The 20,611-nt window shown below is 72.5% G+C and carries 18 protein-coding genes and 1 pseudogene; 8 read left to right on the plus strand and 11 right to left on the minus strand.

Annotated features, from left to right (window positions below; all coding sequences use genetic code 11):
• Positions 1–247 precede the first annotated feature (247 nt).
• The 4 genes from AB0G63_RS29845 to argH form a co-directional block, all read right to left on the minus strand.
• Positions 248–1,810 (minus strand): MFS transporter, encoded by a 1,563-nt coding sequence (locus AB0G63_RS29845; protein ID WP_360756432.1) that lies wholly within the window; start codon positions 1,808–1,810, stop codon positions 248–250.
• Entirely contained in the window at positions 1,807–2,376 is a 570-nt protein-coding gene (locus tag AB0G63_RS29850) for a helix-turn-helix domain-containing protein (RefSeq protein ID WP_360756435.1), read from the minus strand. The genes AB0G63_RS29845 and AB0G63_RS29850 overlap by 4 nt, the downstream gene beginning before the upstream one ends.
• A gap of 110 nt (positions 2,377–2,486) precedes the next feature.
• Positions 2,487–3,458, minus strand: a complete 972-nt coding sequence (locus tag AB0G63_RS29855; RefSeq protein WP_360756438.1) for an aldo/keto reductase — start codon at positions 3,456–3,458, stop codon at positions 2,487–2,489.
• A 165-nt stretch (positions 3,459–3,623) separates the two neighbouring features.
• Positions 3,624–5,057 (minus strand): argininosuccinate lyase, encoded by a 1,434-nt coding sequence (gene argH / locus AB0G63_RS29860; RefSeq protein ID WP_360756440.1) that lies wholly within the window; start codon positions 5,055–5,057, stop codon positions 3,624–3,626.
• A 247-nt stretch (positions 5,058–5,304) separates the two neighbouring features.
• Between argH and AB0G63_RS29865 the strand changes: the two genes are divergently transcribed.
• Together AB0G63_RS29865 and AB0G63_RS29870 are read left to right on the plus strand one after the other, a co-directional pair.
• Positions 5,305–6,153 carry a hypothetical protein gene (locus tag AB0G63_RS29865; RefSeq protein WP_360756443.1) on the plus strand — a complete coding sequence of 283 codons (849 nt, stop codon included), beginning with the start codon at positions 5,305–5,307 and terminating at the stop codon, positions 6,151–6,153.
• 113 nt (positions 6,154–6,266) lie between these two features.
• Entirely contained in the window at positions 6,267–6,908 is a 642-nt protein-coding gene (locus AB0G63_RS29870; RefSeq protein ID WP_360756445.1) for a pyridoxamine 5'-phosphate oxidase family protein, read from the plus strand.
• On the opposite strand, the gene AB0G63_RS29875 is transcribed toward AB0G63_RS29870, so the two are convergent.
• Together AB0G63_RS29875 and AB0G63_RS29880 are read right to left on the minus strand one after the other, a co-directional pair.
• Complete coding sequence (locus AB0G63_RS29875) at positions 6,909–8,384, minus strand: HAMP domain-containing sensor histidine kinase (protein WP_360756448.1); 1,476 nt, start codon at positions 8,382–8,384, stop codon at positions 6,909–6,911.
• Entirely contained in the window at positions 8,381–9,121 is a 741-nt protein-coding gene (locus tag AB0G63_RS29880) for a response regulator transcription factor (protein ID WP_324788688.1), read from the minus strand. Before AB0G63_RS29880 ends, AB0G63_RS29875 begins: the two co-directional genes overlap by 4 nt.
• Positions 9,122–9,272: 151 nt before the next feature.
• Here AB0G63_RS29880 and AB0G63_RS29885 point away from each other — a divergent pair, with 151 nt between their 5' ends.
• The 5 genes from AB0G63_RS29885 to AB0G63_RS29905 all read left to right on the plus strand — a co-directional run bounded on the left by AB0G63_RS29885 (position 9,273) and on the right by AB0G63_RS29905 (position 14,279).
• Positions 9,273–10,625, plus strand: coding sequence for a ferredoxin reductase family protein (locus tag AB0G63_RS29885; RefSeq protein WP_360756451.1), 1,353 nt, complete (start codon positions 9,273–9,275; stop codon positions 10,623–10,625).
• Between the two features lie 19 nt (positions 10,626–10,644).
• Positions 10,645–11,142, plus strand: a complete 498-nt coding sequence (locus AB0G63_RS29890; protein WP_360756453.1) for an FMN-binding protein — start codon at positions 10,645–10,647, stop codon at positions 11,140–11,142.
• Between the two features lie 77 nt (positions 11,143–11,219).
• On the plus strand, positions 11,220–12,602 hold the full coding sequence (locus AB0G63_RS29895; RefSeq protein WP_360756455.1) for a ferredoxin reductase family protein: 1,383 nt from the start codon (positions 11,220–11,222) through the stop codon (positions 12,600–12,602).
• A gap of 29 nt (positions 12,603–12,631) precedes the next feature.
• A complete protein-coding gene (locus AB0G63_RS29900) occupies positions 12,632–13,483 on the plus strand; it encodes an FMN-binding protein (RefSeq protein ID WP_360756457.1) in 852 nt (283 codons plus the stop codon).
• Positions 13,476–14,279, plus strand: coding sequence for an FAD:protein FMN transferase (locus AB0G63_RS29905; protein ID WP_360756459.1), 804 nt, complete (start codon positions 13,476–13,478; stop codon positions 14,277–14,279). Before AB0G63_RS29900 ends, AB0G63_RS29905 begins: the two co-directional genes overlap by 8 nt.
• An 86-nt stretch (positions 14,280–14,365) precedes the next feature.
• Here the strand turns inward: AB0G63_RS29905 and AB0G63_RS29910 are convergent, their stop codons facing one another.
• From AB0G63_RS29910 to argC, 5 genes are read right to left on the minus strand one after another with little or no spacing between them, the layout of a single operon-like run.
• Positions 14,366–14,905, minus strand: coding sequence for an arginine repressor (locus AB0G63_RS29910; RefSeq protein ID WP_324788693.1), 540 nt, complete (start codon positions 14,903–14,905; stop codon positions 14,366–14,368).
• A gap of 19 nt (positions 14,906–14,924) precedes the next feature.
• The gene (locus AB0G63_RS29915; RefSeq protein ID WP_360756461.1) at positions 14,925–16,112 is read right to left on the minus strand and encodes an acetylornithine transaminase; all 1,188 of its coding nucleotides are present in this window, start codon (positions 16,110–16,112) and stop codon (positions 14,925–14,927) included.
• On the minus strand, positions 16,109–17,020 hold the full coding sequence (gene argB / locus AB0G63_RS29920) for an acetylglutamate kinase (protein ID WP_360756463.1): 912 nt from the start codon (positions 17,018–17,020) through the stop codon (positions 16,109–16,111). Before argB ends, AB0G63_RS29915 begins: the two co-directional genes overlap by 4 nt.
• Complete coding sequence (gene argJ, locus AB0G63_RS29925) at positions 17,017–18,168, minus strand: bifunctional glutamate N-acetyltransferase/amino-acid acetyltransferase ArgJ (protein ID WP_360756466.1); 1,152 nt, start codon at positions 18,166–18,168, stop codon at positions 17,017–17,019. The genes argB and argJ overlap by 4 nt, the downstream gene beginning before the upstream one ends.
• A complete protein-coding gene (gene argC / locus AB0G63_RS29930) occupies positions 18,165–19,193 on the minus strand; it encodes an N-acetyl-gamma-glutamyl-phosphate reductase (protein ID WP_360756468.1) in 1,029 nt (342 codons plus the stop codon). The genes argJ and argC overlap by 4 nt, the downstream gene beginning before the upstream one ends.
• Before the next feature lie 656 nt (positions 19,194–19,849).
• Between argC and AB0G63_RS29935 the strand changes: the two are divergent.
• Positions 19,850–20,605: pseudogene (locus AB0G63_RS29935) on the plus strand (GDSL-type esterase/lipase family protein); the annotation flags it as partial.
• Positions 20,606–20,611 lie beyond the last annotated feature (6 nt).

Here is a 20,611-nt window from a genome sequence, read left to right on the forward strand (position 1 = left end):
CGGTTCCTCGCGCCCCTGAGGTCGGACGCCGGGACCAGGGACGACGGGTGGGGGTCGGGTGTGGCTCTGTGCGCGGTTCCTCGCGCCCCTGAGGTCGGACGCCGGGACCAGGGACGACGGGTGCGGGTCGGATGCGGCTCAGGGGCGTGGTTGCTCGCGCCCCTGAGGTCGGACGCCGGGACCAGGGACGACGGGTGCGGGTCGGATGCGGCTCAGGGGCGTGGTTGCTCGCGCCCCTGAGGGGGCTTCAGTCTCGTGTTTCCAGGTGTTGGCCTCGTAGGAGGAACCAGGAAGCCGCCGCTGTTGCCAGCAGTACGGCGGCGCCGGTGCCGGCTGCCAGGGTGAGGCCGTCGACGAAGGCGTCGCGGGCTGCCGTCAGGGCCTGCTGCGCTGCCGCCGCGGGCATGTGCGCCGTGGCCTCCAGCGCTCCGCCCAGCGACTCGCGCGCCGCCGCGGGGGTGCCCGCCGGGGCCGGGAAGCCGCGGTAGACCCCCGTCACGATCGAGCCGAGCAGGGCGATGCCCAGGGCGGCGCCCAGTTCGTACGCCGTCTCGGAGACGGCTGAGGCCGCGCCCGCCTGTTCCTTGGGGACGCTGGAGAGGATCACGTCGGCGGTGACGGTGAAGGAGAAGCCGGCGCCCACACCGACCACCAGCAGGGCCGCGCCGAGCAGCGGGTAACCGGTCGAGCGGTCCAGTGTGGTCAGCACGGCCAGCGCCAGTCCTACCGCCGCGAGGCCGCCGGAGACCACCGCCCGTACCGAGAAGCGGCGGGCCGCCCGCCCGGCGACCAGACCCGCCGCCACCGCGCCCACCGCGGCGGGCAGTTCGGCCAGGCCCGCCTCGAACGGGGGCCTCCCCTGGACGAGTTGCAGGTACTGGGAGAGGAAGAACACCAGGCCGGACAGGCCGAGGACGGTCAGCAGGTCGGCCAGCACCGCGGCGCTGAAGCCGCGGTCGCGGAACAGACGCACGTCCAGCAGCGGGGCCGGGGAGGTGAGTTGGCGCCGTACGAAGGCGTACAGGGCCGCCGCGCCCAGCGCGCCGGAGACGAGCGGCGCCCAGGCGATGCCGTGCGCCGCGGTCTCCTTCACGGCGTAGACCACGCCGATGACGCCGGCCAGCGACAGCACGACGCCGGGCAGGTCCCACGGACCGGGGTCCGGGTTGCGTGACTCCGGCAGCGTGCGGATGCCGACGACGACCAGGACCGCCATCACCGGCAGGTTGATCAGGAAGACCGAGCCCCACCAGAAGTGCTGGAGCAGGAAGCCTCCGGCGATCGGGCCGACGGCCGTGCCGGCCGAGGCCGTGGCGCCCCAGATGCCGACGGCGAGGCTGCGTTCGCGCGGATCGTGGAAGAGGTTGCGGATGAGGGCCAGGGTGGCGGGCATGAGGGTCGCGCCCGCGACGCCGAGCAGGGCGCGGGCCGCGATCATCGTCCCGGGCCCGGTCGCGAAGGCGTTCAGCACCGACACCGCACCGAACGCCGCCGCGCCACCGAGCAGGACGCGCTTGCGGCCGACGCGGTCGCCGAGGCTGCCCATCGTCACCAGCAGACCCGCGATGACGAAGGAGTAGACGTCGCCGATCCACAGCAACTGGGTGCCGGAAGGCTTGAGGTCCTCACTGATGTAGGGGGTCGCGAGACCGAGGACGGTCGCGTCGACGGCCACCAGCAGCACGGCGAGCACGAGGACGGACAGCGCGAGCCAGCGGCCCGGTCGCCTCACGGCCTCGGTCGTGTTCTTCCCCGGGCTCTCGGCTTCGCTCGAGCAGGGGGCGCCCCCACGCTGCAGGGTGCTGGTCATGATTCCTCTCTTCGTGATGCGTCCGCGTCTCTGCGCAGCGCGCCGCCGAGCAGCAGCTCGGCGATCATGTGGGTGAAGTCGTTGCGGGCCACGCGGCCGTCCTGGACGGCCCAGGCGCAGGAGGCGATGAGCCCGTAGAGCGCCTCGGTGAGCCAGACCGGGCTGAGGTCGAAGCGGAACTCGCCGGCCTGCTGGCCTCGTACGAACACGGCGCCGATGCGGGCGTCGAGCCGCTGCCAGCCGTCGCCCGGGCCGGCTTCCCAGAGCTGGTTCTCTCCGTAGAGGAAGGCGAGCAGTCCGGCGGCGGGCTGGATCTCGCGCACGAGCCTGCGCACGGCCTCGGTCGCGGTCCCCTCGTCCAGGCGGGCCGCGTCCAGGGCGGCATCGCACTCGGCGATGCCGAGGGTTTCCAGCGCCCGGACGAGGGCGTCGCGCCCGGCGAAGTGCCGGTGCAGGGTGGCCCGGCTGATCCCGGCGGCCTTGGCCACCTCGTCCATGGTGGCGGTGGACTTGCGGGTCAGCAGCGCGGCGGCGGTGCGCAGCACGTGGTCACGATCGACAGCCATGAGACGAGCATAGACCATGTGAGACATGAATGTCTCATGGTGGGGGTGCGTGACTCAGGGCCGTCGGTCGGCGGGAAGGAACGACGGGAACGACGGGAACGACGGGACGCTCAGTGCCAGGTGAGTCCGGCGCGGCGCTGCCAGTACGCCCGCGGGTCCTCGGCCTGCGCCGCCAGCCGGGTGAGCTGGTCGTCGTCGAGGTCCACGACGGGCGCGTGCAGGTTGGACGCGAGCTGGTCGAGCGTCGCGGCGCCGGAGAGGACCACGCCGGCCCAGGGCCGGCGCAGGACGAAGGCGAGGGCCACCGCGTCGCAGCCGAGCCCGGTTTCGGCGGCCACGGCCTTCAGCGCGTCCGGGGCGTGCGGGGCCGTGAGCCGTCCGTTGGCCATGCCCTCCTTGACGATCACCGTAAGCCCCGCGTCGTGCGCCTCGGCGAGGGCGGGGGCGGCGGACGTCTCCAGCACGTTGTAGGTGGCCTGGACGGTACGGAAGAGGGGTTCGCCGTCGACGGTCACGGCGAGCGCGGCGCGGATGGTGTCGGCCTGGGCCGGGCCGCTGGCGGAGAAGCCGACGGTGACGCCCCGGTCGGCCGCCTCGGCGAGCCTGGCGTGCAGTTCCTTGTCGGTCAGGGCCGGGCTGTCCGGGGTGACCGAGTGGATCTGGTAGAGGTCGAGCCGGTCGCCGAGCACTCCGTCGGTCTCGGCGCGCTGGCGCTCGTACGCGGCGAGGCTGTGGTCCTTGACCTCGTGGACCTCGGCGTCGGTGGTCCAGTCCGCGGTGTACGTGTAGCCCCACTTGCTGCCGACCACCACGTCGCCGGCGTCGGGGCGGGCGGCGAGCCAGGCGGCGAGGAACTCCTCGGAGCGTCCGTAGGAGCGGGCCGCGTCGACGTAGCGCACGCCCTGCGCGTAGGCGGCGTCCAGGAGTTCGTGGGTGCGGCGGCGCATCGCGTCGACGTCGCGGGCGGCCGGGAGGTCCTCGTCCCGGCCCAGGTTGATGTAGCCGGGGCGGCCGACGGCGGCGAGACCGAGTCCGATGCGGCAGGTCGGGGTCGTTGCTGAGGCCAGTCGGGCGAAGGGCATCGCGGGCTCCGTTCGGTCGGCTGCTTGCGGCAGGGAACCAACGTAACCGCGCCGCCCGCCCTGCACGCGCGCGTGGGCGGCAGTGCAGGCAGGGCGGCGCGTGTCCGCGTGGAAACACCCCTCACGCGCGGGTGGGAGCGGCCGGCTCCCACACGCGCGTGGCGGTCACTTCCCGTTCTTGGCGGTGGCCCACGCGTGCTGCGCCGCCACGTCCGCCTTGACCTCGGCCAGCTGGACGGCGACCGCGCTCGGCGCCGTGCCTCCCCGGCCGTCGCGGGAGGCCAGGGCGCCCGGCACGCTGAGGACCGAGCGGACCTCGGGGGTCAGGTGCGCGCTGATCTTCGCGAACTGCTCGTCCGTCAGCCCGTCGAGCTCCTTGCCCTCGGCCTCGGCGGCCTTCACGCACTCGCCGGCGACCTCGTGCGCCACCCGGAACGGCACGCCCTGCTTGACCAGCCACTCGGCGATGTCGGTGGCGAGCGAGAAGCCGGCCGGGGCCAGCTCCTCCATCCGCTCGCGGTTGACGGTGAGGGTCGCCATCATGCCGGTGAAGGCGGGGAGCAGGACCTCGAGCTGGTCGCAGGAGTCGAAGACCGGCTCCTTGTCCTCCTGCAGGTCGCGGTTGTACGCGAGCGGCAGCGCCTTGAGGGTGGCGAGCAGGCCGGTCAGGTTGCCGATCAGGCGGCCGCTCTTGCCGCGCGCCAGCTCGGCGATGTCCGGGTTCTTCTTCTGCGGCATGATCGAGGAGCCGGTGGAGAAGGCGTCGTGCAGGGTGACGAAGGAGAACTCCTTCGTGTTCCAGATGATGACCTCCTCCGCGATCCGGGAGATGTTCACCCCGATCATCGCCGTGATGAAGGCGAACTCGGCGACGAAGTCGCGGGACGCGGTGCCGTCGATGGAGTTGCCGACGCTGCCGTGTTCAAACCCGAGGTCCTTCGCGACCGCCTCCGGGTCCAGGCCGAGGCTGCTGCCGGCCAGCGCGCCCGAGCCGTACGGCGACACGGCCGTCCGCTCGTCCCACTGGCGCAGCCGCTCGGCGTCCCGGGACAGGGCCTGCGCATGGGCGAGGACGTGGTGGGCGAACAGCACCGGCTGGGCGTGCTGGAGGTGGGTGCGGCCGGGCATCGCCACGTCCGGGTGGGCCTCCGCCAGGCCGATCAGCGCGTCCTGGAGGTCGGCGATCAGGCCGCCGATGACGCGGGCGTGGTCGCGCAGGTACATCCGGAAGAGGGTGGCGACCTGGTCGTTGCGGGAGCGGCCCGCGCGCAGCTTGCCGCCGAGGTCGGGGCCGAGGCGTTCGAGCAGGCCGCGCTCCAGGGCGGTGTGCACGTCCTCGTCGGCGACCGTGCCCACGAAGTCGCCGGCGGCCACGTCCGCCTCCAGCCGGTCGAGCCCGGCGATCATCCGCGTCAGCTCGTCGTCCGTGAGCAGGCCCGCCTTGTGCAGCACGCGCGCGTGCGCACGCGAGCCGGCGATGTCGTACGGGGCGAGCCGCCAGTCGAAGTGGACGGACGCGGACAGCTTCGCCAGGGCCTCGGCGGGACCGTCGGCGAAACGGCCGCCCCAGAGCCGTACGTCACCGCTGTTGCTGCTCACGTGGGTCGCTCCTAGAGAGATACGGATGTGCCGCCGCCTGCCGTTGCCTCCCGCAGCACCTTCTGCGGGGTACAGGAGCAGTGTGTGCATGAGTATGCAGACCTCTGCATGATTCGTCAATCCGAGGCGGCCGCGCGGAGATTTCCAGAATGCCGTTGAACGCACGCAACCGCTTTCGCGTACTCCCCACCGAACGCACGCCGGCGCCGCGTTTGTCAACCGCTCCTGACCCAAGTGAGGCATCCGCATGTCCAGGGCTCTTCCGAAGTACAACAAGCGTCGCGTGGCGGTCATCGGCGGTGCTGCCGCCGTGGTGCTGTCCGGGGCCGTGATCGCCGGTTCCGCTCTCGCCGGGGAGACGTCCAAGAGCAGCTCCGGCAACGCCCGCACCCTCGCGAGCCCGGGCACCATCACCTGCCCCGACGTCGCCTCGCGGCTGCCCGCGGTCCCCGCCTCCGCCAAGGCCGAGGTCGACCGCAACCTCGCCCTGCTCAACACCCAGATCCAGGAGGCCAACAAGCGCCTGGTCGACACCGTGGGCCAGGGCGGACCCAACTTCGTCAACAACGCCATCCTCGGCCCGCTCAAGGACAAGCGCGTCGCGACGGTCAACCGCATCGCGACGGCGATCGGGCGTACGGCGGCCAAGCCGACCGGCCTGGACTCCCTGGCGCCGTGCACCCTCAACGCGGGCGGCGTGACCGGCAACGGCAACGGCAACGCAGGCAACTCGGGTGGCGCCGGCGCCACGCCCGCCGCGACCGCCGGGGCCGGCCAGCAGTCCGGCGCGAACGGTTCCGCGGCCGGCACCATCACCTGCCCCGACGTCGCCTCGCGGCTGCCCGCGGTCCCCGCCTCCGCCAAGGCCGAGGTCGACCGCAACCTCGCCCTGCTCAACACCCAGATCCAGGAGGCCAACAAGCGCCTGGTCGACACCGTGGGCCAGGGCGGACCCAACTTCGTGAACAACGCCATCCTCGGCCCGCTGACGGACAAGCGGAAGTCGACCATCGACCGCATCGCCATCGCCATCGGCCGGACGGCGGCCAAGCCGACCGGCCTGGACTCCCTGGCCGCCTGCACACTCACCAAGTGACGTGACGGGCGCCGTGGCCGCCCCGGTCATGCACCGGCCGGGGCGGCCGCGGTCGGAACCGGACCGGGCAATTCCTTAGACAGTCGAAAGAAATGCGGTCATAATCGTCGTCCGTGGGAAAGACTTATGAGCGCATAGACGGCAGACTCCGTACGTTCATCGAGGCCCAGCCCCTCTTCTTCACGGCGACCGCCCCGCTGTCCGGCGACGGCACGGTCAACCTCTCCCCCAAGGGCCTCAAGGGCTCCTTCGCGGTGCTGGACGAACACACCGTGGCCTACCTGGACTTCGCCGGGTCCAACGCCGAGACGATCGCGCACCTCCGGGAGAACGGCCGGATCACCCTGATGTGGTGCGCCTTCCAGGGGCCGCCGAACATCGTGCGGGTGCACGGCCGCGGGGAGCCGGTCTTCCGTGACGACCCGCGCTTCGCGGAGCTGCTCACCCGGTTCCCCGACATCGATCCCGCCTCGCACGGCCTGCGCGCGATCATCGTCGTACGGGCCGACCTGGTCCGCGACACCTGTGGCTACGCGGTCCCCTTCATGACGTACGAAGAGGACCGCGACCTGCACGGCAAGCGGTTCGCGCGCGAGGACGACGCCTCGCTGAGCGAGTACTTCGCCAAGAAGGAGCACGTGGCGACGAGCATGGACGGCCTGCCCGGCCTGCCACTGCCGCTGCCGCCCGCGGCGGGCCTGCCACTGCCGCCCGCGGCGAGCCTGCCACTGCCGCCCGGCGCGGACCCGCGATGATCAGGCGGTCCTGAGCCGCACGGTGAACGTGGTCGACCCCGGGCGGCTCTCCAGAGCGACGCTGCCGCCGTGCGCCTCCGCCACCGCTGCCACGATGGACAGCCCCAGGCCCGCGCCGCCGCCGGGGGCGTCCGTGCGGCGACGGTCGGCGCGGGTGAAGCGCTCGAAGACGCCGGGCTGGACGTCCTCGGGAACGCCGGGCCCGTCGTCGTGGACCTTCAGCACGGCCCAGGACCCGTCGGTCTCCAGGGACACCGTGACCTTCGTGCCCACGGGTGTGTGCACACGCGCGTTGGTCAACAGGTTGGCCAACACCTGTTGCAGCCGGTGGGCGTCGCCGGTGACCGTGACCGGCTCCTCCGCCAGCTCCAGGGCCCAGCGGTGGCCGGGGCCTGCGGCCCGGGCGTCCGTGACCGCGTCCAGGACCAGCATGGTCAGGTCGACCGGGAGGCGTTCCAGCGGGCGGCCCGCGTCCAGACGGGCCAGCAGCAGCATCTCGTCCACCATCTCGCCCATGCGCCCCGACTCCGCGGCGATGCGCTCCAGGGCGCGCGTCACCTCCGGCGGCACCGGCCCGGGATGCAGCAGGGCGAGTTCGGCGTGGCCGCGGACCGAGGCCACCGGTGTGCGCAGCTCGTGGCTGGCGTCGGCGGCGAAGCTGCGCAGCCGTTCCTCACTGGCGTGCCGCTTGGTGAGCGCGTCCTCGACGTGGCCGAGCATGCGGTTGAAGGCGCCCGCGACCTGGCCCACCTCGCTGCGCGGGTCCGTCTCGGGGGCGCGCGGCGGCAGCGCCACCTCCCCGCTGGCGAGCGGGAGTTCGCTGACCCGGGTGGCGGTCGCCGCGACCCGGCTCAGCGGGCGCAGGGACCAGCGCACCCACAACGCGCCCGCGACGCCGGTGACGGTGAGGGCGAGCCCGAAGACGATCCCGGCGACCAGCACCAGGCGGTGGACCGTGGCCTGCACGGGCTCCAGCGGCAGGCCGGTGACCAGCACGTCGTCGTCGACACCCCGCCACGCCCTGACCCGGTAGTCGTCCAGCGCGGACAGCTCGACGGTGTGGCCCCTGCCGTCGGCGGGGACCGCGACGAGCTGCCGCCTGTCGCGGGAGGTCATCGGAACGGCCTTGATGCCGGTGGACCGTACGACAGCCGCGTGGGTGGGGACGCCGTCGACCAGCCGGGCGCCGAAGGTGCCCATGGCCTGTCGGCGGGTGTCGCCGTGCTCGTCCCCGTCGCGGTCGTCGGGCAGCCGCGTCTTGTGCTCCAGGCTCTCCGGGAAGCGCACGCCGACCTCGGACAGCTGCTCGTCGAGCCGGCTGGTGAGGAAGCGGCCCACCCCGATCACCGCGGCCACGCCCACCGCGGCGCAGCTGACCGCCAGCAGCACCACCAGGCCGAACGTGAGACGGGCCCGGAGCGTGTGGAGCCAGGGGAAGTGGAGCAGGCGGGACAGCCTCCGCCGACGTGGCCTCATCGCGTCACCGGCTTCAGCACGTACCCGGCGCCGCGCACGGTGTGGATCATCGGTTCGCGGCCGGCGTCCACCTTCTTGCGCAGGTAGGAGATGTACAGCTCGACGACGTGGGCGCGGCCGCCGAAGTCGTAGGACCAGACCCGGTCGAGGATCTGGGCCTTGCTGAGCACGCGCCGCGGGTTGCGCATCAGGAAGCGCAGCAGCTCGAACTCGGTCGGGGACAGCTCGATCAGCTCCCCGCCACGGGTCACCTCGCGGGCCTCCTCGTCCATGACCAGGTCGCCGACGATCAGCCGGGGGCCGTCCTCCTGCTGCCGGGCCATGCCGGCACGGCGCAGCAGTCCGCGGACCCGGGCGACGACCTCCTCCAGGCTGAAGGGCTTCGTCACGTAGTCGTCGCCGCCCGCGGTGATCCCGGCGATGCGGTCCTCCACCGCGTCCCGGGCGGTCAGGAAGAGCACGCAGACGTCCGGCTTCACGCCGCGCAGGGAGCGCAGGACGGCGAAACCGTCGGTGTCGGGGAGCATCACGTCCAGGACGACGGCATCCGGCATCAGCTCCCGCGCGGCGGCGGCGGCCGATGACCCGTCGCCTGCGGACCGGACCTCCCAGCCCTCGTAGCGCAGGGCGCCGGACAGCACCTCGGCGAGGTCGGGGTCGTCGTCGACGACGAGGACGCGCAGCGGCGTGCCGTCGGGACGGGTGAGGGCCGGACGGCCCGAGCGGGTGGTGTTCATGGCCTTACCAGGATCCACCCTCCCCCGGCCGGCGGTCGACGGGCGAGGCTCTGAGTTTCCTCTGAGTGAGCCTGTGGAGCCCCCGTTTCAGAGGGTCCTCAGAGGTTGCCGCTGCACTGTTGTGACCCGGACAGGCGAAAGGACGCAATCCATGACGACCGTGTACGAGCGGCGCACGGCACCGGCGGTGCCGCTGACCACGCGACGCTCCCCGGCGGGCGTCGTGCTCACCCTGTTGTGGGCGGGCGCGGCGGCCGTGACAGGACTCTGGTGGGTGGACACCGGCTCCGTGGTCGGCGCGGCGGGCTGGCTGACCGGGGCCGGGCGGATCGCCGGGCTGCTGAGCGGCTACGCCTGCGCGGTGCTGGTCGGGCTGATGGCCCGGGTGCCGCTGCTGGAGCGGCGGATCGGCTCCGACCGGGTGGCCCGCTGGCACGCGATGGCCGGCCGCTACACGATCTCCCTCCTGGTCGCGCACGTCGTGCTGATCCTCGCCGGTTACGCCGCCCAGGACCACGCATCGCTCTGGCACGAGACGCTCACGGTGATCTTCGACTATCCGGAGATGCTCAAGACCACCGCCGGCACGGTGATCCTGTTCGCGGTCGGCATCACCTCGGTGCGGGCGCTGCGCCGCCGGACCAGCTACGAGTTCTGGTACTACGTCCACCTGCTCACCTACGCCGCCGTGTTCCTGGCCTTCAGCCACCAGCTGGTGCTGGGCAACGACTTCAACGGCCACCCGGTGGCCACGGCCGCCTGGTACGCGCTCTACCTGGGTGTCGCGGCCCTGGTGCTGTGGTACCGCGTCCTCGCTCCGGTGCGGCTGAACCTGCGCCACCAGCTGCGGGTGCAGTCGGTGCACCGGGAGGCGCCGGGCGTGTACTCGGTCGTCATGCACGGGCGGCGGCTGGACGAGATGGGCGCGGAGCCGGGCCAGTTCTTCCGCTGGCGGTTCCTCGGCGAGGGCCTGGGCTGGACGTCGACGCCGTACTCGCTGTCGGCCCCGCCGCGCCGGGACCTGCTGCGGGTCACGGTCAAGGCGCTCGGCGACCACAGCGCGGCCATCGCCCTGCTGCGCCCGGGCACCCGGGTGTGGGCGGAGGGGCCGTACGGCGCGATGACCCAGGACCGGCAGACCTCCCACAAGTCCCTGCTGATCGGCGCCGGCGTCGGCATCACCCCGCTGCGGGCCCTGTTCGAGACCCTGCCGGGCCAGGTCACCCTGCTGTACCGGGCGCGCGGCGCCGAGGACCTGGCGCTGGGCGGCGAGCTGGAGGCGATAGCGCAGTGGCGCGGCGCGAAGGTGCTGTACGCGCTCAACGGGGCGGACGGACGGCGCCCGGACCTGTCGGCGCGGTCGCTGCGGTCGGCCTTCCCCGACCTCGCCGAGCACGACGTCTACATCTGCGGTCCGCACGGCTTCGCCCTGGACGTGTACGAGGCGCTGAAGGACGCCGGCGTCCGGGACAGCCGTATCCACCACGAGTCGTTCGAATTCTGAGAGTCTGCGAGGCAGTCACGTGCACGCCCTGAAGAAGAACCGTCCGCTGCGCCGCATCGTGCTGGCCGGTGCCGCCACCGTCTCCGGAATGGTGCTGCTGCTGTCGATGAAGCCGCACACGTCGGCGGAGACCGCCGTCGCGGTGCCCGCCCCCTCCAGCAGTTCCAGCGTCTCCGGCGGATCGAGCGGCTCCGGCAGCTCCGGCGGGTCGAGCGGCTCCAGCGGGTCGACCACCAGCGGCACGAAGACCGTCACGGGCGACACGGTGCAGACCCGCTGGGGCCCCGTCCAGGTGCGGATCACGCTCAAGAACGGCAAGCTCACCGAGGTGGAGGCGATCGCCTACCCCTCGGACAACCCGAGGGACCAGGAGATCAACAGCTACGCCCTCCCGCAGCTGCGCAGGGAGGCCCTCGCCGCGCAGAGCGCGAACATCGACACCGTCTCCGGCGCCACCTACACCAGTGACGGCTACCGCCAGTCGCTGCAGTCCGCGCTGGACTCCGCGAGCAGCTGAACGCACCGGTGCCGGGACACGTATCTCAGGGCCAAGGGACCACGCCATCCCCCCTTGCCCCCGCCCCCGGAGGAACCGTGACCACCACGCTCGCAGGCGGCCGCGCCGCCCGCCGCCAGACGATGCGCCGCATCCGCCCGCGCCGCTCCCCGGCGACCGCCCTGCTGCTGGCCGTATGGGCCGGTGCGGCCGGTGTCCTGTGGCTCTGGTGGCACGACACCCCGTCCATCGCCGACGACAACGGCAAGGTCCTCAACGCGGGCCGGATCACCGGCCTGCTCGCCGGGTACCTGATGGCGCTCGTGGTGCTGCAGATGGCCCGGGTGCCCGCGCTGGAGCGCCGGGTGGGCTCCGACCGGGTGGCCCGCTGGCACGCGATGACCGGCCGCTACACGATCTGCCTGGTCCTCGCCCACGTCTTCCTCACCATGTGGGGCTACGCCCTGCAGGCGGGCAAGTCGCTCGGCGGGATCGTCCAGCAGACGGTCGACTCCGTGAATCAGCTGCCGGACATGGGCAAGGCCGCCGTCGGCACCGGCCTGCTGTTCCTCATCGGGTTCATCTCGGTCGGCGGGATCCGCCGCCGCCTGCCGTACGACGCCTGGTACCACGTGCACCTGCTCACCTACGCGGCGGTGTTCCTGACGTTCTGGCACCAGATCACCACCGGCAACGACTTCGCCCTCGAGCCGACCGCGAAGACCTTCTGGTACGGCCTGTACGGCGGCGTGACCGCGCTGGTGCTGTGGTACCGCGTCCTCACCCCGATCAGGCTCAACCTGCGGCACCGCATGCGCGTCGAGGCCGTGATAGAGGAGACGCCCGGCATCGTGTCGGTGCTGATCGGCGGGCGGAAGCTGCACCGGATGGGCGCGGAGGCCGGCCAGTTCTTCCGCTGGCGGTTCCTCGCACCGGGGATGCGGTTCAGCTCGCACCCGTACTCCCTGTCGGCCGCGCCGCGCCCGGACATGCTGCGGATCACGGTGAAGGCGATCGGCGACCACAGCGCCCGCCTGCGCGAGCTGACGCCCGGCACCAGGGTGTGGGCCGAGGGCCCGTACGGCGCCCTGACCGCGCAGCGGCGCAGCCGCGGCAAGGTGCTGCTGGTCGCGGGCGGGGTCGGCATCACTCCGATGCGGGCGCTGTTCGAGACGCTGCCGGGCGCGGCGGGCGACATCACCCTGCTGTACCGCGCCAACAGCACGCAGGACCTGGCACTGTGGGACGAGCTGGCCGCGATCGCCGAGGAGCGCGGCGCCCGGTTGATGTACGCGGTCAACAGCCCGGACGGGGAGCGCCCCGACATCTCGGCCGAGCGGCTGCGCCAGAAGCTGCCGGACATCGACAAGCACGACGTCTTCATGTGCGGGCCGACCGGGTTCGCGCGGACCGTGTACGAAGCACTGCGCGGCGCGGGAGTGCCCGCCCGCCGCATCCATCACGAGTCGTTCGAGATGTGAGCGACGGGACTTCAGGAGCTGTAGGAGCGATGAGGAAGAGTCATCCCATCCGGCGTGTCGTGCTGACCACCGCCGCCACCGTGTCGGGGGTCGTGCTGCTGCTGTCGCTGAAGCCGGCGACCGACCCGGGCGCCGCGGCGGCGGGCGTGGCGCCCCAGCAGACGGCGGCGGCGCAGGAGTCGCCGCAGGGCGGGGCGGCGACCGCCGCCGGCAGCGGCACAGTCACCGGCAACGCGGCCCAGACGCAGTACGGCGCGGTCCAGGTGCGCCTGACCGTGAGCAACGGCAAGATCGTCAAGGCCGAGGCGGTGCAGGCGCCCCAGGGCGGCGAGAGCAGCCAGAAGACCGCCCTGGCCGTGCCCAGGCTCAACCAGGAGGCGGTGGCCGCGCAGAGCGCGGACATCGACGCGGTGTCCGGGGCGACGTACACCAGCAGCGGGTACAAGCAGTCGCTGCAGTCGGCGCTGGACAAGATGAAGGCGAGCGCCGGCTCGTCGCAGGGCGGCGGTTCCTCGTCCGGGACCGGTTCCTCGCAGGGCGGCGGTTCCTCGTCCGGGACCGGTTCGTCGCAGGGCGGCGGGCAGTCGTCGTCCTCCGGTGCCGCCCAGGCCAGGACGGTGACCGGCGGTGTCGCGCAGACGCAGTACGGTCCCGTGCAGGTCCGCATCACCGTCAGCAACGGCAAGATCGTCAAGGCCGAGGCCGTGCAGGCGCCCCAGGGCGGCGAGAGCAGCCAGAAGACCGCCCTGGCCGTGCCCAGGCTCAACCAGGAGGCGGTGACGGTGGGCAGCGCGGCCATCGACTCGGTGTCCGGCGCCACCTACACCAGCACCGGGTACAAGCAGTCGCTGCAGTCGGCACTGGACCAGGCCGGTGGCTGAGCAGGTGCCCGAGCCCGACGGGACTCCCGCCGCGGTGCGTCACGCGGAGGAGGTCATGGGGACCGTCTTCTCCTTCGACGTCCGCGGCGGGGAACCCGATGCCGTGCGCGCGGCGCTCCAGGAGGCGGTCGCCGGGCTGCACCGGGTCGACGAGGTGTTCAGCGCCTACCGGGACGACAGCCAGCTCTCCCGGCTGGCGCGCGGCGAGCTGACCGTCGAGGACTGCGATCCGGAGGTCGCCGAGGTGCTCGGCCTGGGCGCCGAGGCGGAACGGGTGAGCGACGGCTGGTTCAGCATGCGCTACGAGGGCCGTCTCGATCCCACCGGGATCGTCAAGGGCTGGGCCGCCGAGCGTGCGGCCCGCCGGCTGGCGGCCGTTCCCGGGGTGCGCGGGGTCAGCATGAACGGCGGCGGCGACGTCCAGCTGCTCGGGACGCCCGACTCGCAGCGGCCCTGGCGGGTCGGGGTGTCGGACCCGTTGCGTCCGGGCGGGCTGGCGGCGGTGATCTCGGCGGCGGGCGCGCAGGAACTGGCGGTGGCCACGTCCGGGACGGCGGAGCGGGGCGCCCACATCGTCGACCCGCGCACCGGCCGCTCGGCGGTGACCGACCTGGTGGCGGTGACGGTGGTGGCTCCCCGCCTGACCTGGGCGGACTGCTGGGCCACGGCCGCCTTCGCGATGGGCTCCCGGGAGGGCCTGCGCTGGCTGGAGTCCCTGCCGGACGTGGAGGCACTGCTGATCACCGCGGGCGACGAGGTCCGCTGCACCGGCGGCCTGGCCTCCCACCTGGGCTGAACGGCGCGGCGGCGGGTGACCGCGTGCCGCGGCCCCGACCGCGGACGGGCCCCGGCGGGGTGTCCGCGGCGGGGCCCGTGCTCGGTTCAGTGGCCGTTCTGGGCCAGTCTCAGCAGGTGTTCGGCGAGCGCCTGGCCGCCCGTCGGGTTACGGCTGATCAGCAGCAGCGTGTCGTCACCGGCGATGGTGCCGAGGATGTCCTGCAGTTCGGCCTGGTCGATGGCGGACGCGAGGAACTGCGCGGCGCCCGGCGGGGTCCGCAGGACGACGAGGTTCGCGGACGCCTCGGCGGAGATCAGCAGTTCCTGGGACAGCCGCCGCATCCGCTCCTCCTTCGCCGACTCGCCCAGCGGCGCGCGCGGGGTGCGGAAGCCCCCCTCGCTCGGCACCGCGTAGATCAGGTCGCCGTCGGTGTTGCGGATCTTGACCGCGTTCAGCTCGTCCAGGTCCCGCGACAGCGTGGCCTGCGTGACGCTGAGGCCGTCGTCGGCGAGGAGTTTCGCCAACTGGCTCTGCGACCGAACCGGTTGCCGGTTGAGGATGTCCACAATCCGCCGGTGGCGTGCGGTGCGGGTCTGCGGCACGGCAGGCCCGGCGTTGTGTGCGTCGTCCTGCGGCTGACTCATCGTCCTCCCATTCTCCGGATCATCCGTCCCCCTTGGCCACGTCGAGGATGCCGGGCAGCGCCCGCAGGAAGGCGTCCACCTCGTCGTCGCCGAGATTCAGCGCGGGCATCAGCCGTACGACGTCGGGGGCGGGCGCGTTCACCAGGAAACCGGCCTCCTGAGCCGCCTGCCGCACCTGGGGCGCGAGCGGCTCGGTGAGCACGATACCCAGCAGAAGCCCGGTACCCCGGACGTGGTCGGTCAACGGCAGGCCCAACGACTGGATTCCGTCCCGGAGTTTGCCGCTCTGCCGCTTGACGTTCTCCAGCAGGCCCTCGCTCTCGATGGTGTCGAGGACGGCGAGTCCGGCCGCGCAGGCGACCGGGTTGCCGCCGAAGGTCGTGCCGTGCTGGCCCGGTTGCAGCAGTTCGGCCGCGCGGCCGAAGGCGACGGTGGCGCCCAACGGCAGCCCGCCGCCCAGTCCCTTGGCGAGGGTGACGACGTCCGGCAGGACGCCGTCGTGGGCCTGGTACTCGAACCAGTGCCCGCTGCGGCCGACCCCGGTCTGCACCTCGTCGAGGACGAGCAGCGCCCCGGTGGCGGCGGTGATCGCGCGGGCGGCCTTGAGGTAGCCGGCCGGCGGCACGACGACGCCGATCTCGCCCTGCACCGGCTCCAGGACGACCAGCGCGGTCTCCTCGGTGACCGCGGCGGCCAGCGCCTGCGCGTCGCCGAAGGGCACGTGCGTGACGTCGCCGGGCAGCGGCAGGAAGGGCTCCCGCTTGCCCTGCTGGCCGGTCATCGCGAGGGCGCCCATGGTACGGCCGTGGAAGGCGTCGTGGGTGGCCACCACGTGCTTGCGCCCGGTCAGCCGGCCGATCTTGAAGGCGGCCTCGTTGGCCTCGGCGCCGGAGTTGCAGAAGAAGACCTTGCCGTCCCGGCCGAAGAGCCGCAGGAGCCGTTCGGCGAGCGTGACGGTGGGGTCGGCCATGAAGAAGTTGGAGATGTGGCCGAGGGAGCCGATCTGCCGGGTCACCGCCTCGACGACCGCCGGATGGGCATGGCCGAGCGCGTTGACCGCGATGCCGCCGACGAAGTCGAGGTATTCCTTGCCGTCGGCGTCCCACACCCGGCTGCCCTCGCCGCGCACCAGGGGCAGCAGCGGGGTGCCGTAGTTGTTCATCAGCGCGCCCTGCCACCGCGCCGTCAGTTCCTGATTGCCCGTCATGCGGCGCCCCCCTCGGTCTCGTCCGGCACGACCATCGTGCCGATGCCCTCGTCGGTGAAGATCTCCAGCAGGATCGAGTGCTGGACCCGGCCGTCGATGACGCGGGCGGTGTGGACGCCGTTGCGCACGGCGTGCAGGCAGCCCTCCATCTTCGGCACCATGCCGGCCGACAGCTCCGGCAGCAGCCTCTCCAGCTGGGAGGCGGTGAGGCGGCTGATCACCTCGTCGGAGTTCGGCCAGTCCTCGTAGAGGCCCTCGACGTCCGTGAGGACCATGAGGGTCTCGGCGCCCAGCGCGGCGGCGAGCGCCGCGGCCGCCGTGTCGGCGTTGACGTTGTAGACGTGTCCGTCGTCCTGGCTGCGGGCGATCGACGACACCACCGGGATGCGGCCGTCGGCGAGCAGCGCCTCGATCGCGCCGGTGTCGATGGCGGTGATCTCGCCCACCCGCCCGATGTCGACCAACTCCCCGTCGATCTCGGGCTGGTGCTTGGTGGCGGTGATGGTGTGCGCGTCCTCGCCGGTCAGTCCGACGGCCAGCGGGCCGTGCTCGTTGAGCAGGTTGACCAGCTCGCGCTGCACCTGTCCGGCCAGCACCATGCGGACGACGTCCATGGCGTCCTCGGTGGTGACCCGCAGGCCGGCCTTGAACTCGCTGACGATGCCGTGCTTGTCGAGGGCGGCGCTGATCTGCGGGCCGCCGCCGTGCACGACGACGGGCTTGAGGCCGGCGTGGTGGAGGAAGACGACGTCCTGCGCGAACGCGGCCTTCAGGTCCTCGTCGATCATGGCGTTGCCGCCGAACTTGATGACGACGGTCTTGCCGTTGTGCCGCACCAGCCACGGCAGCGCCTCGATGAGGATCTGGGCCTTGGGCAGGGCGGTGTGCTTCCGCGTCGGACTGCTCATGAGCTGTAGGCGCTGTTCTCGTGGACGTACTCGGCGGTGAGGTCGTTGGTCCAGATGGTGGCGGTCTCCGCGCCCGCGGCCAGGTCGGCGACGATGTGCACCTCGCGGTAGCGCATGTCGACCTTGTCGCGGTCCTCGCCGACGCCGCCGTTCTTGCACACCCAGACGCCGTTGATGGCCACGTTGAGCCGGTCGGGCTCGAAGGCGGCGCCGGTCGTGCCGATCGCGGACAGGACGCGGCCCCAGTTGGGGTCCTCGCCGTGCACGGCGCACTTGAGGAGGTTGTTGCGGGCGATGGTGCGGCCCACCTCGACGGCGTCGTCCTCGGTCGCGGCGTTGATCACCTCGATCCTGATGTCCTTGCTGGCGCCCTCCGCGTCGCGGATCAGCTGCTGGCCGAGGTCGTCGCAGACCTGCCGTACGGCGTCGGCGAACTCCTCGTAGGCCGGGGTGACCCCGGAGGCGCCGGAGGCGAGCAGCAGCACGGTGTCGTTGGTGGACATGCAGCCGTCGGAGTCGACGCGGTCGAAGGTGACCCGGGTCGCCGCGCGCAGCGCCCGGTCCAGGGTGTCGCCGTCGAGGTCGGCGTCGGTGGTGAGGACGACGAGCATGGTGGCCAGGCCCGGGGCGAGCATGCCGGCGCCCTTGGCCATGCCGCCGACGGTCCAGCCGTCCTTGGTGACGACGGAGGTCTTGTGGACGGTGTCGGTGGTCTTGATGGCGATGGCGGCCTTCTCGCCGCCGTGCTCGGAGAGCTGCGCGGCCGCGGTCTCGATGCCCGGCAGCAGCTTGTCCATCGGAAGCAGCACGCCGATCAGGCCGGTCGAGCAGACGGCGACCTCGATGGGAGCGCGCCCGAGGACCTCGGCCGCCTTCTCCGCGGTGGCGTGGGTGTCCTGGAAGCCCTTGTGCCCCGTGCAGGCGTTGGCGCCGCCGGAGTTGAGGACGACGGCGGAGACCTGGCCGCTCTTCAGCACCTGCTCGGACCACAGGACCGGCGCGGCCTTCACGCGGTTGGAGGTGAAGACACCGGCGGCGGCGCGGCGGGGTCCGTCGTTGACCACGAGGGCCAGGTCCGGGTTGCCGTTCTGCTTGATCCCGGCGGCGATGCCCGCCGCCGTGAATCCCTTTGCTGCCGTCACGCTCACGGCGCAACTCCGATCGTCGTCAGCCCGGTGGTCTCGTCGAGCCCCAGGGCGAGGTTCATGCTCTGGACGGCACCGCCCGCGGTGCCCTTGGTCAGGTTGTCGATGGCGCTGATCGCGATGACGCGGCCCACGGCCTCGTCGTACGCGACCTGCACCTGAACGGCGTTGGACCCCTGGACGGAGGCCGTGGCGGGCCACTGTCCCTCGGGAAGGAGGTGGACGAAGGGTTCGTCGGCGAAGGCCTTCTCGTAGGCGGCGCGGACCGACTCGGCGGTGACGCCGTCCCTGGCCTTGGCGCTGCAGGTGGCGAGGATGCCGCGGGGCATCGGCGCGAGGGTGGGGGTGAAGGAGACGGCGACCCGCTCCCCCGCCACGGCGCTGAGGTTCTGGATCATCTCGGGGGTGTGCCGGTGGCCGCCGCCGACGCCGTACGGCGACATGGAGCCCATCACCTCCGAGCCCAGCAGGTGCGGCTTGGGCGCCTTGCCCGCGCCGGAGGTGCCGGACGCGGCGACGATCACCGCCTCGTTCTCGACGAGCCCGGCGGCGTACGCCGGGAACAGCGCGAGCGAGACGGCGGTCGGGTAGCAACCGGGCACCGCGATGCGCCTGGACCCCTCCAGCGCGGCGCGGGCGCCCGGCAGTTCGGGAAGGCCGTAGGGCCAGGTCCCGGCGTGTGCGGAACCGTAGAAGCGCTCCCAGTCGGCGGCGTCCTTCAGCCGGAAGTCGGCGCCCATGTCGACGACGAGGACGTCCGGGCCGAGCTGCTCGGCGACGGCGGCGGACTGGCCGTGGGGCAGGGCGAGGAAGACGACGTCGTGTCCGGCGAGCACCTCGGCCGTGGTCTCCTCCAGCACCCGGCCGGCCAGCGGCAGCAGGTGCGGCTGGAGCGCGCCGAGCCGCTGACCCGCGTTCGAGTTGCCGGTCAGGGCTCCGATCTCGACCTCGGGGTGCGCCAGGAGCAGACGCAGGACCTCACCGCCCGCGTATCCACTCGCTCCGGCCACCGCCGCACGTACCGCCATGGAATCCTCCTCTTGGATGGCATGACTATACGTAGCTTTGCACGTTTATGCAATCTACCGCCCTCGACCGGGCGCGACCGGCCCTCGGCGACGGCACGGGCGGTACGGACGGCACGCCAGGGTCATCGGACATCCGGCCGGCCTCGACTTGTAGGACCGATAGCGGTCGGCGAGGCCGCATGACCTTTACATCAACGCAATTTCGCCTGGTGCGCCTGCTGGCTTCCTCCCCCGCCCCCGCCGGTCGCGGCCGCCCGCGGCAGCCGCGCCGCAAGACGCTGACCCGCGCGGCTTCCGCGATGTCGGTGTGCGCGGCCGCCGCCGTCCTGTCGCTGTCGCCGTCGTCTCTCACGCCCGCAGCCACGGCCGGCCGAACCGAGGCCGCTGCCTGGAGCACCGGCCTCAACGAGGGCGGAGTGGGCTTCTCCAACCAGACGATCCGCGAAGTGGTGCACCTGTCCGCGGGCGGGTCGACGGTGCGGCTGCAACGGTCCCACCTGCGCGGCACGTCGACGCTCGCCGTCGGTCACGTGGAGGCCGCCGTCCAGTCCCGCGGAGGCGTGCCCGTCGCGGGCACCCATCACACCGTGACCTTCGGCGGATCCACCGGGGCCACCCGCTCCGTCGGCGCGGAGCAGGCCGGCGACGAGGTCGCCATGACCACGACCGCCGAGCAGAACCTGCTCGTCAGCATCTACGTCTCGAACACCGTCGACACGTCGAGCTGGCACCCCGACGCCCAGGCGACCACATACATCTCGTCCTCCGGCGATCACTCCGCCGACGACACGGTCGCCTCGTACCCGACGCACACGTACGCCTCCTACCTGCTCGGCGGGGTGTGGGTGAACTCGGCCACGGCCACGGGCACGCTGATCGCCTTCGGGGACTCGATCACCGGCGGCGTCAAGTCCACCGTCAACGGCAACCGGCGCCACCCGGACGTACTGGGCCGCCGCCTCGCGGCCGTCAGCGGCGGCCCTCGCCCGAGCGTCGCCGACGTCGGCATCGGAGGCAACCGGGTCCTGGCCGACGGCAGCGCCAACTCCGGCCTCAGCGCCCTGCACCGCTCCGCCCACGACGCCCTGGCCCAGCCGAACGTGAAGACCGTCCTGCTGCTGGAGGGGATCAACGACATCACCTACAACAGCGCTTCGGCCTCGTCCATCACCTCCGGCTACCAGACGCTGATCACCCAGGCGCATGCCGCGGGTGTCCGGGGCGTGGCCGCGACGGTGATGCCGTTCAACGGCATGTCGGGCTGCACCGCGGCACGGGAGACCATCCGGCAGCAGGTGAGCACCTGGATCCGGACCTCCGGCGCCTTCGACGCCGTGCTCGACCTCGGCCTGGCGGTCCGCGACCCCGCCGACGCCACCAGGCCGCTCCCGGCCCACGACAGCGGTGACCACATCCAC

Source organism: Streptomyces sp. NPDC020996, assembly GCF_040641355.1.
In the GTDB taxonomy this organism is placed as follows: domain Bacteria; phylum Actinomycetota; class Actinomycetes; order Streptomycetales; family Streptomycetaceae; genus Streptomyces.

Excerpts from the sequence above, each read along its gene's own strand:
- AB0G63_RS29845 (WP_360756432.1), bottom strand. The coding sequence starts at position 1,810 with ATGACCAGCACCCTGCAGCGTGGGGGCGCCCCCTGCTCGAGCGAAGCC.
- AB0G63_RS29850 (WP_360756435.1), bottom strand. The coding sequence starts at position 2,376 with ATGGCTGTCGATCGTGACCACGTGCTGCGCACCGCCGCCGCGCTGCTG.
- AB0G63_RS29855 (WP_360756438.1), bottom strand. The coding sequence starts at position 3,458 with ATGCCCTTCGCCCGACTGGCCTCAGCAACGACCCCGACCTGCCGCATC.
- AB0G63_RS29865 (WP_360756443.1), top strand. The coding sequence starts at position 5,305 with ATGTCCAGGGCTCTTCCGAAGTACAACAAGCGTCGCGTGGCGGTCATC.
- AB0G63_RS29875 (WP_360756448.1), bottom strand. The coding sequence starts at position 8,384 with ATGAGGCCACGTCGGCGGAGGCTGTCCCGCCTGCTCCACTTCCCCTGG.
- AB0G63_RS29880 (WP_324788688.1), bottom strand. The coding sequence starts at position 9,121 with ATGAACACCACCCGCTCGGGCCGTCCGGCCCTCACCCGTCCCGACGGC.
- AB0G63_RS29885 (WP_360756451.1), top strand. The coding sequence starts at position 9,273 with ATGACGACCGTGTACGAGCGGCGCACGGCACCGGCGGTGCCGCTGACC.
- AB0G63_RS29900 (WP_360756457.1), top strand. The coding sequence starts at position 12,632 with ATGAGGAAGAGTCATCCCATCCGGCGTGTCGTGCTGACCACCGCCGCC.
- AB0G63_RS29910 (WP_324788693.1), bottom strand. The coding sequence starts at position 14,905 with ATGAGTCAGCCGCAGGACGACGCACACAACGCCGGGCCTGCCGTGCCG.
- AB0G63_RS29915 (WP_360756461.1), bottom strand. The coding sequence starts at position 16,112 with ATGACGGGCAATCAGGAACTGACGGCGCGGTGGCAGGGCGCGCTGATG.
- argB (WP_360756463.1), bottom strand. The coding sequence starts at position 17,020 with ATGAGCAGTCCGACGCGGAAGCACACCGCCCTGCCCAAGGCCCAGATC.
- argC (WP_360756468.1), bottom strand. The coding sequence starts at position 19,193 with ATGGCGGTACGTGCGGCGGTGGCCGGAGCGAGTGGATACGCGGGCGGT.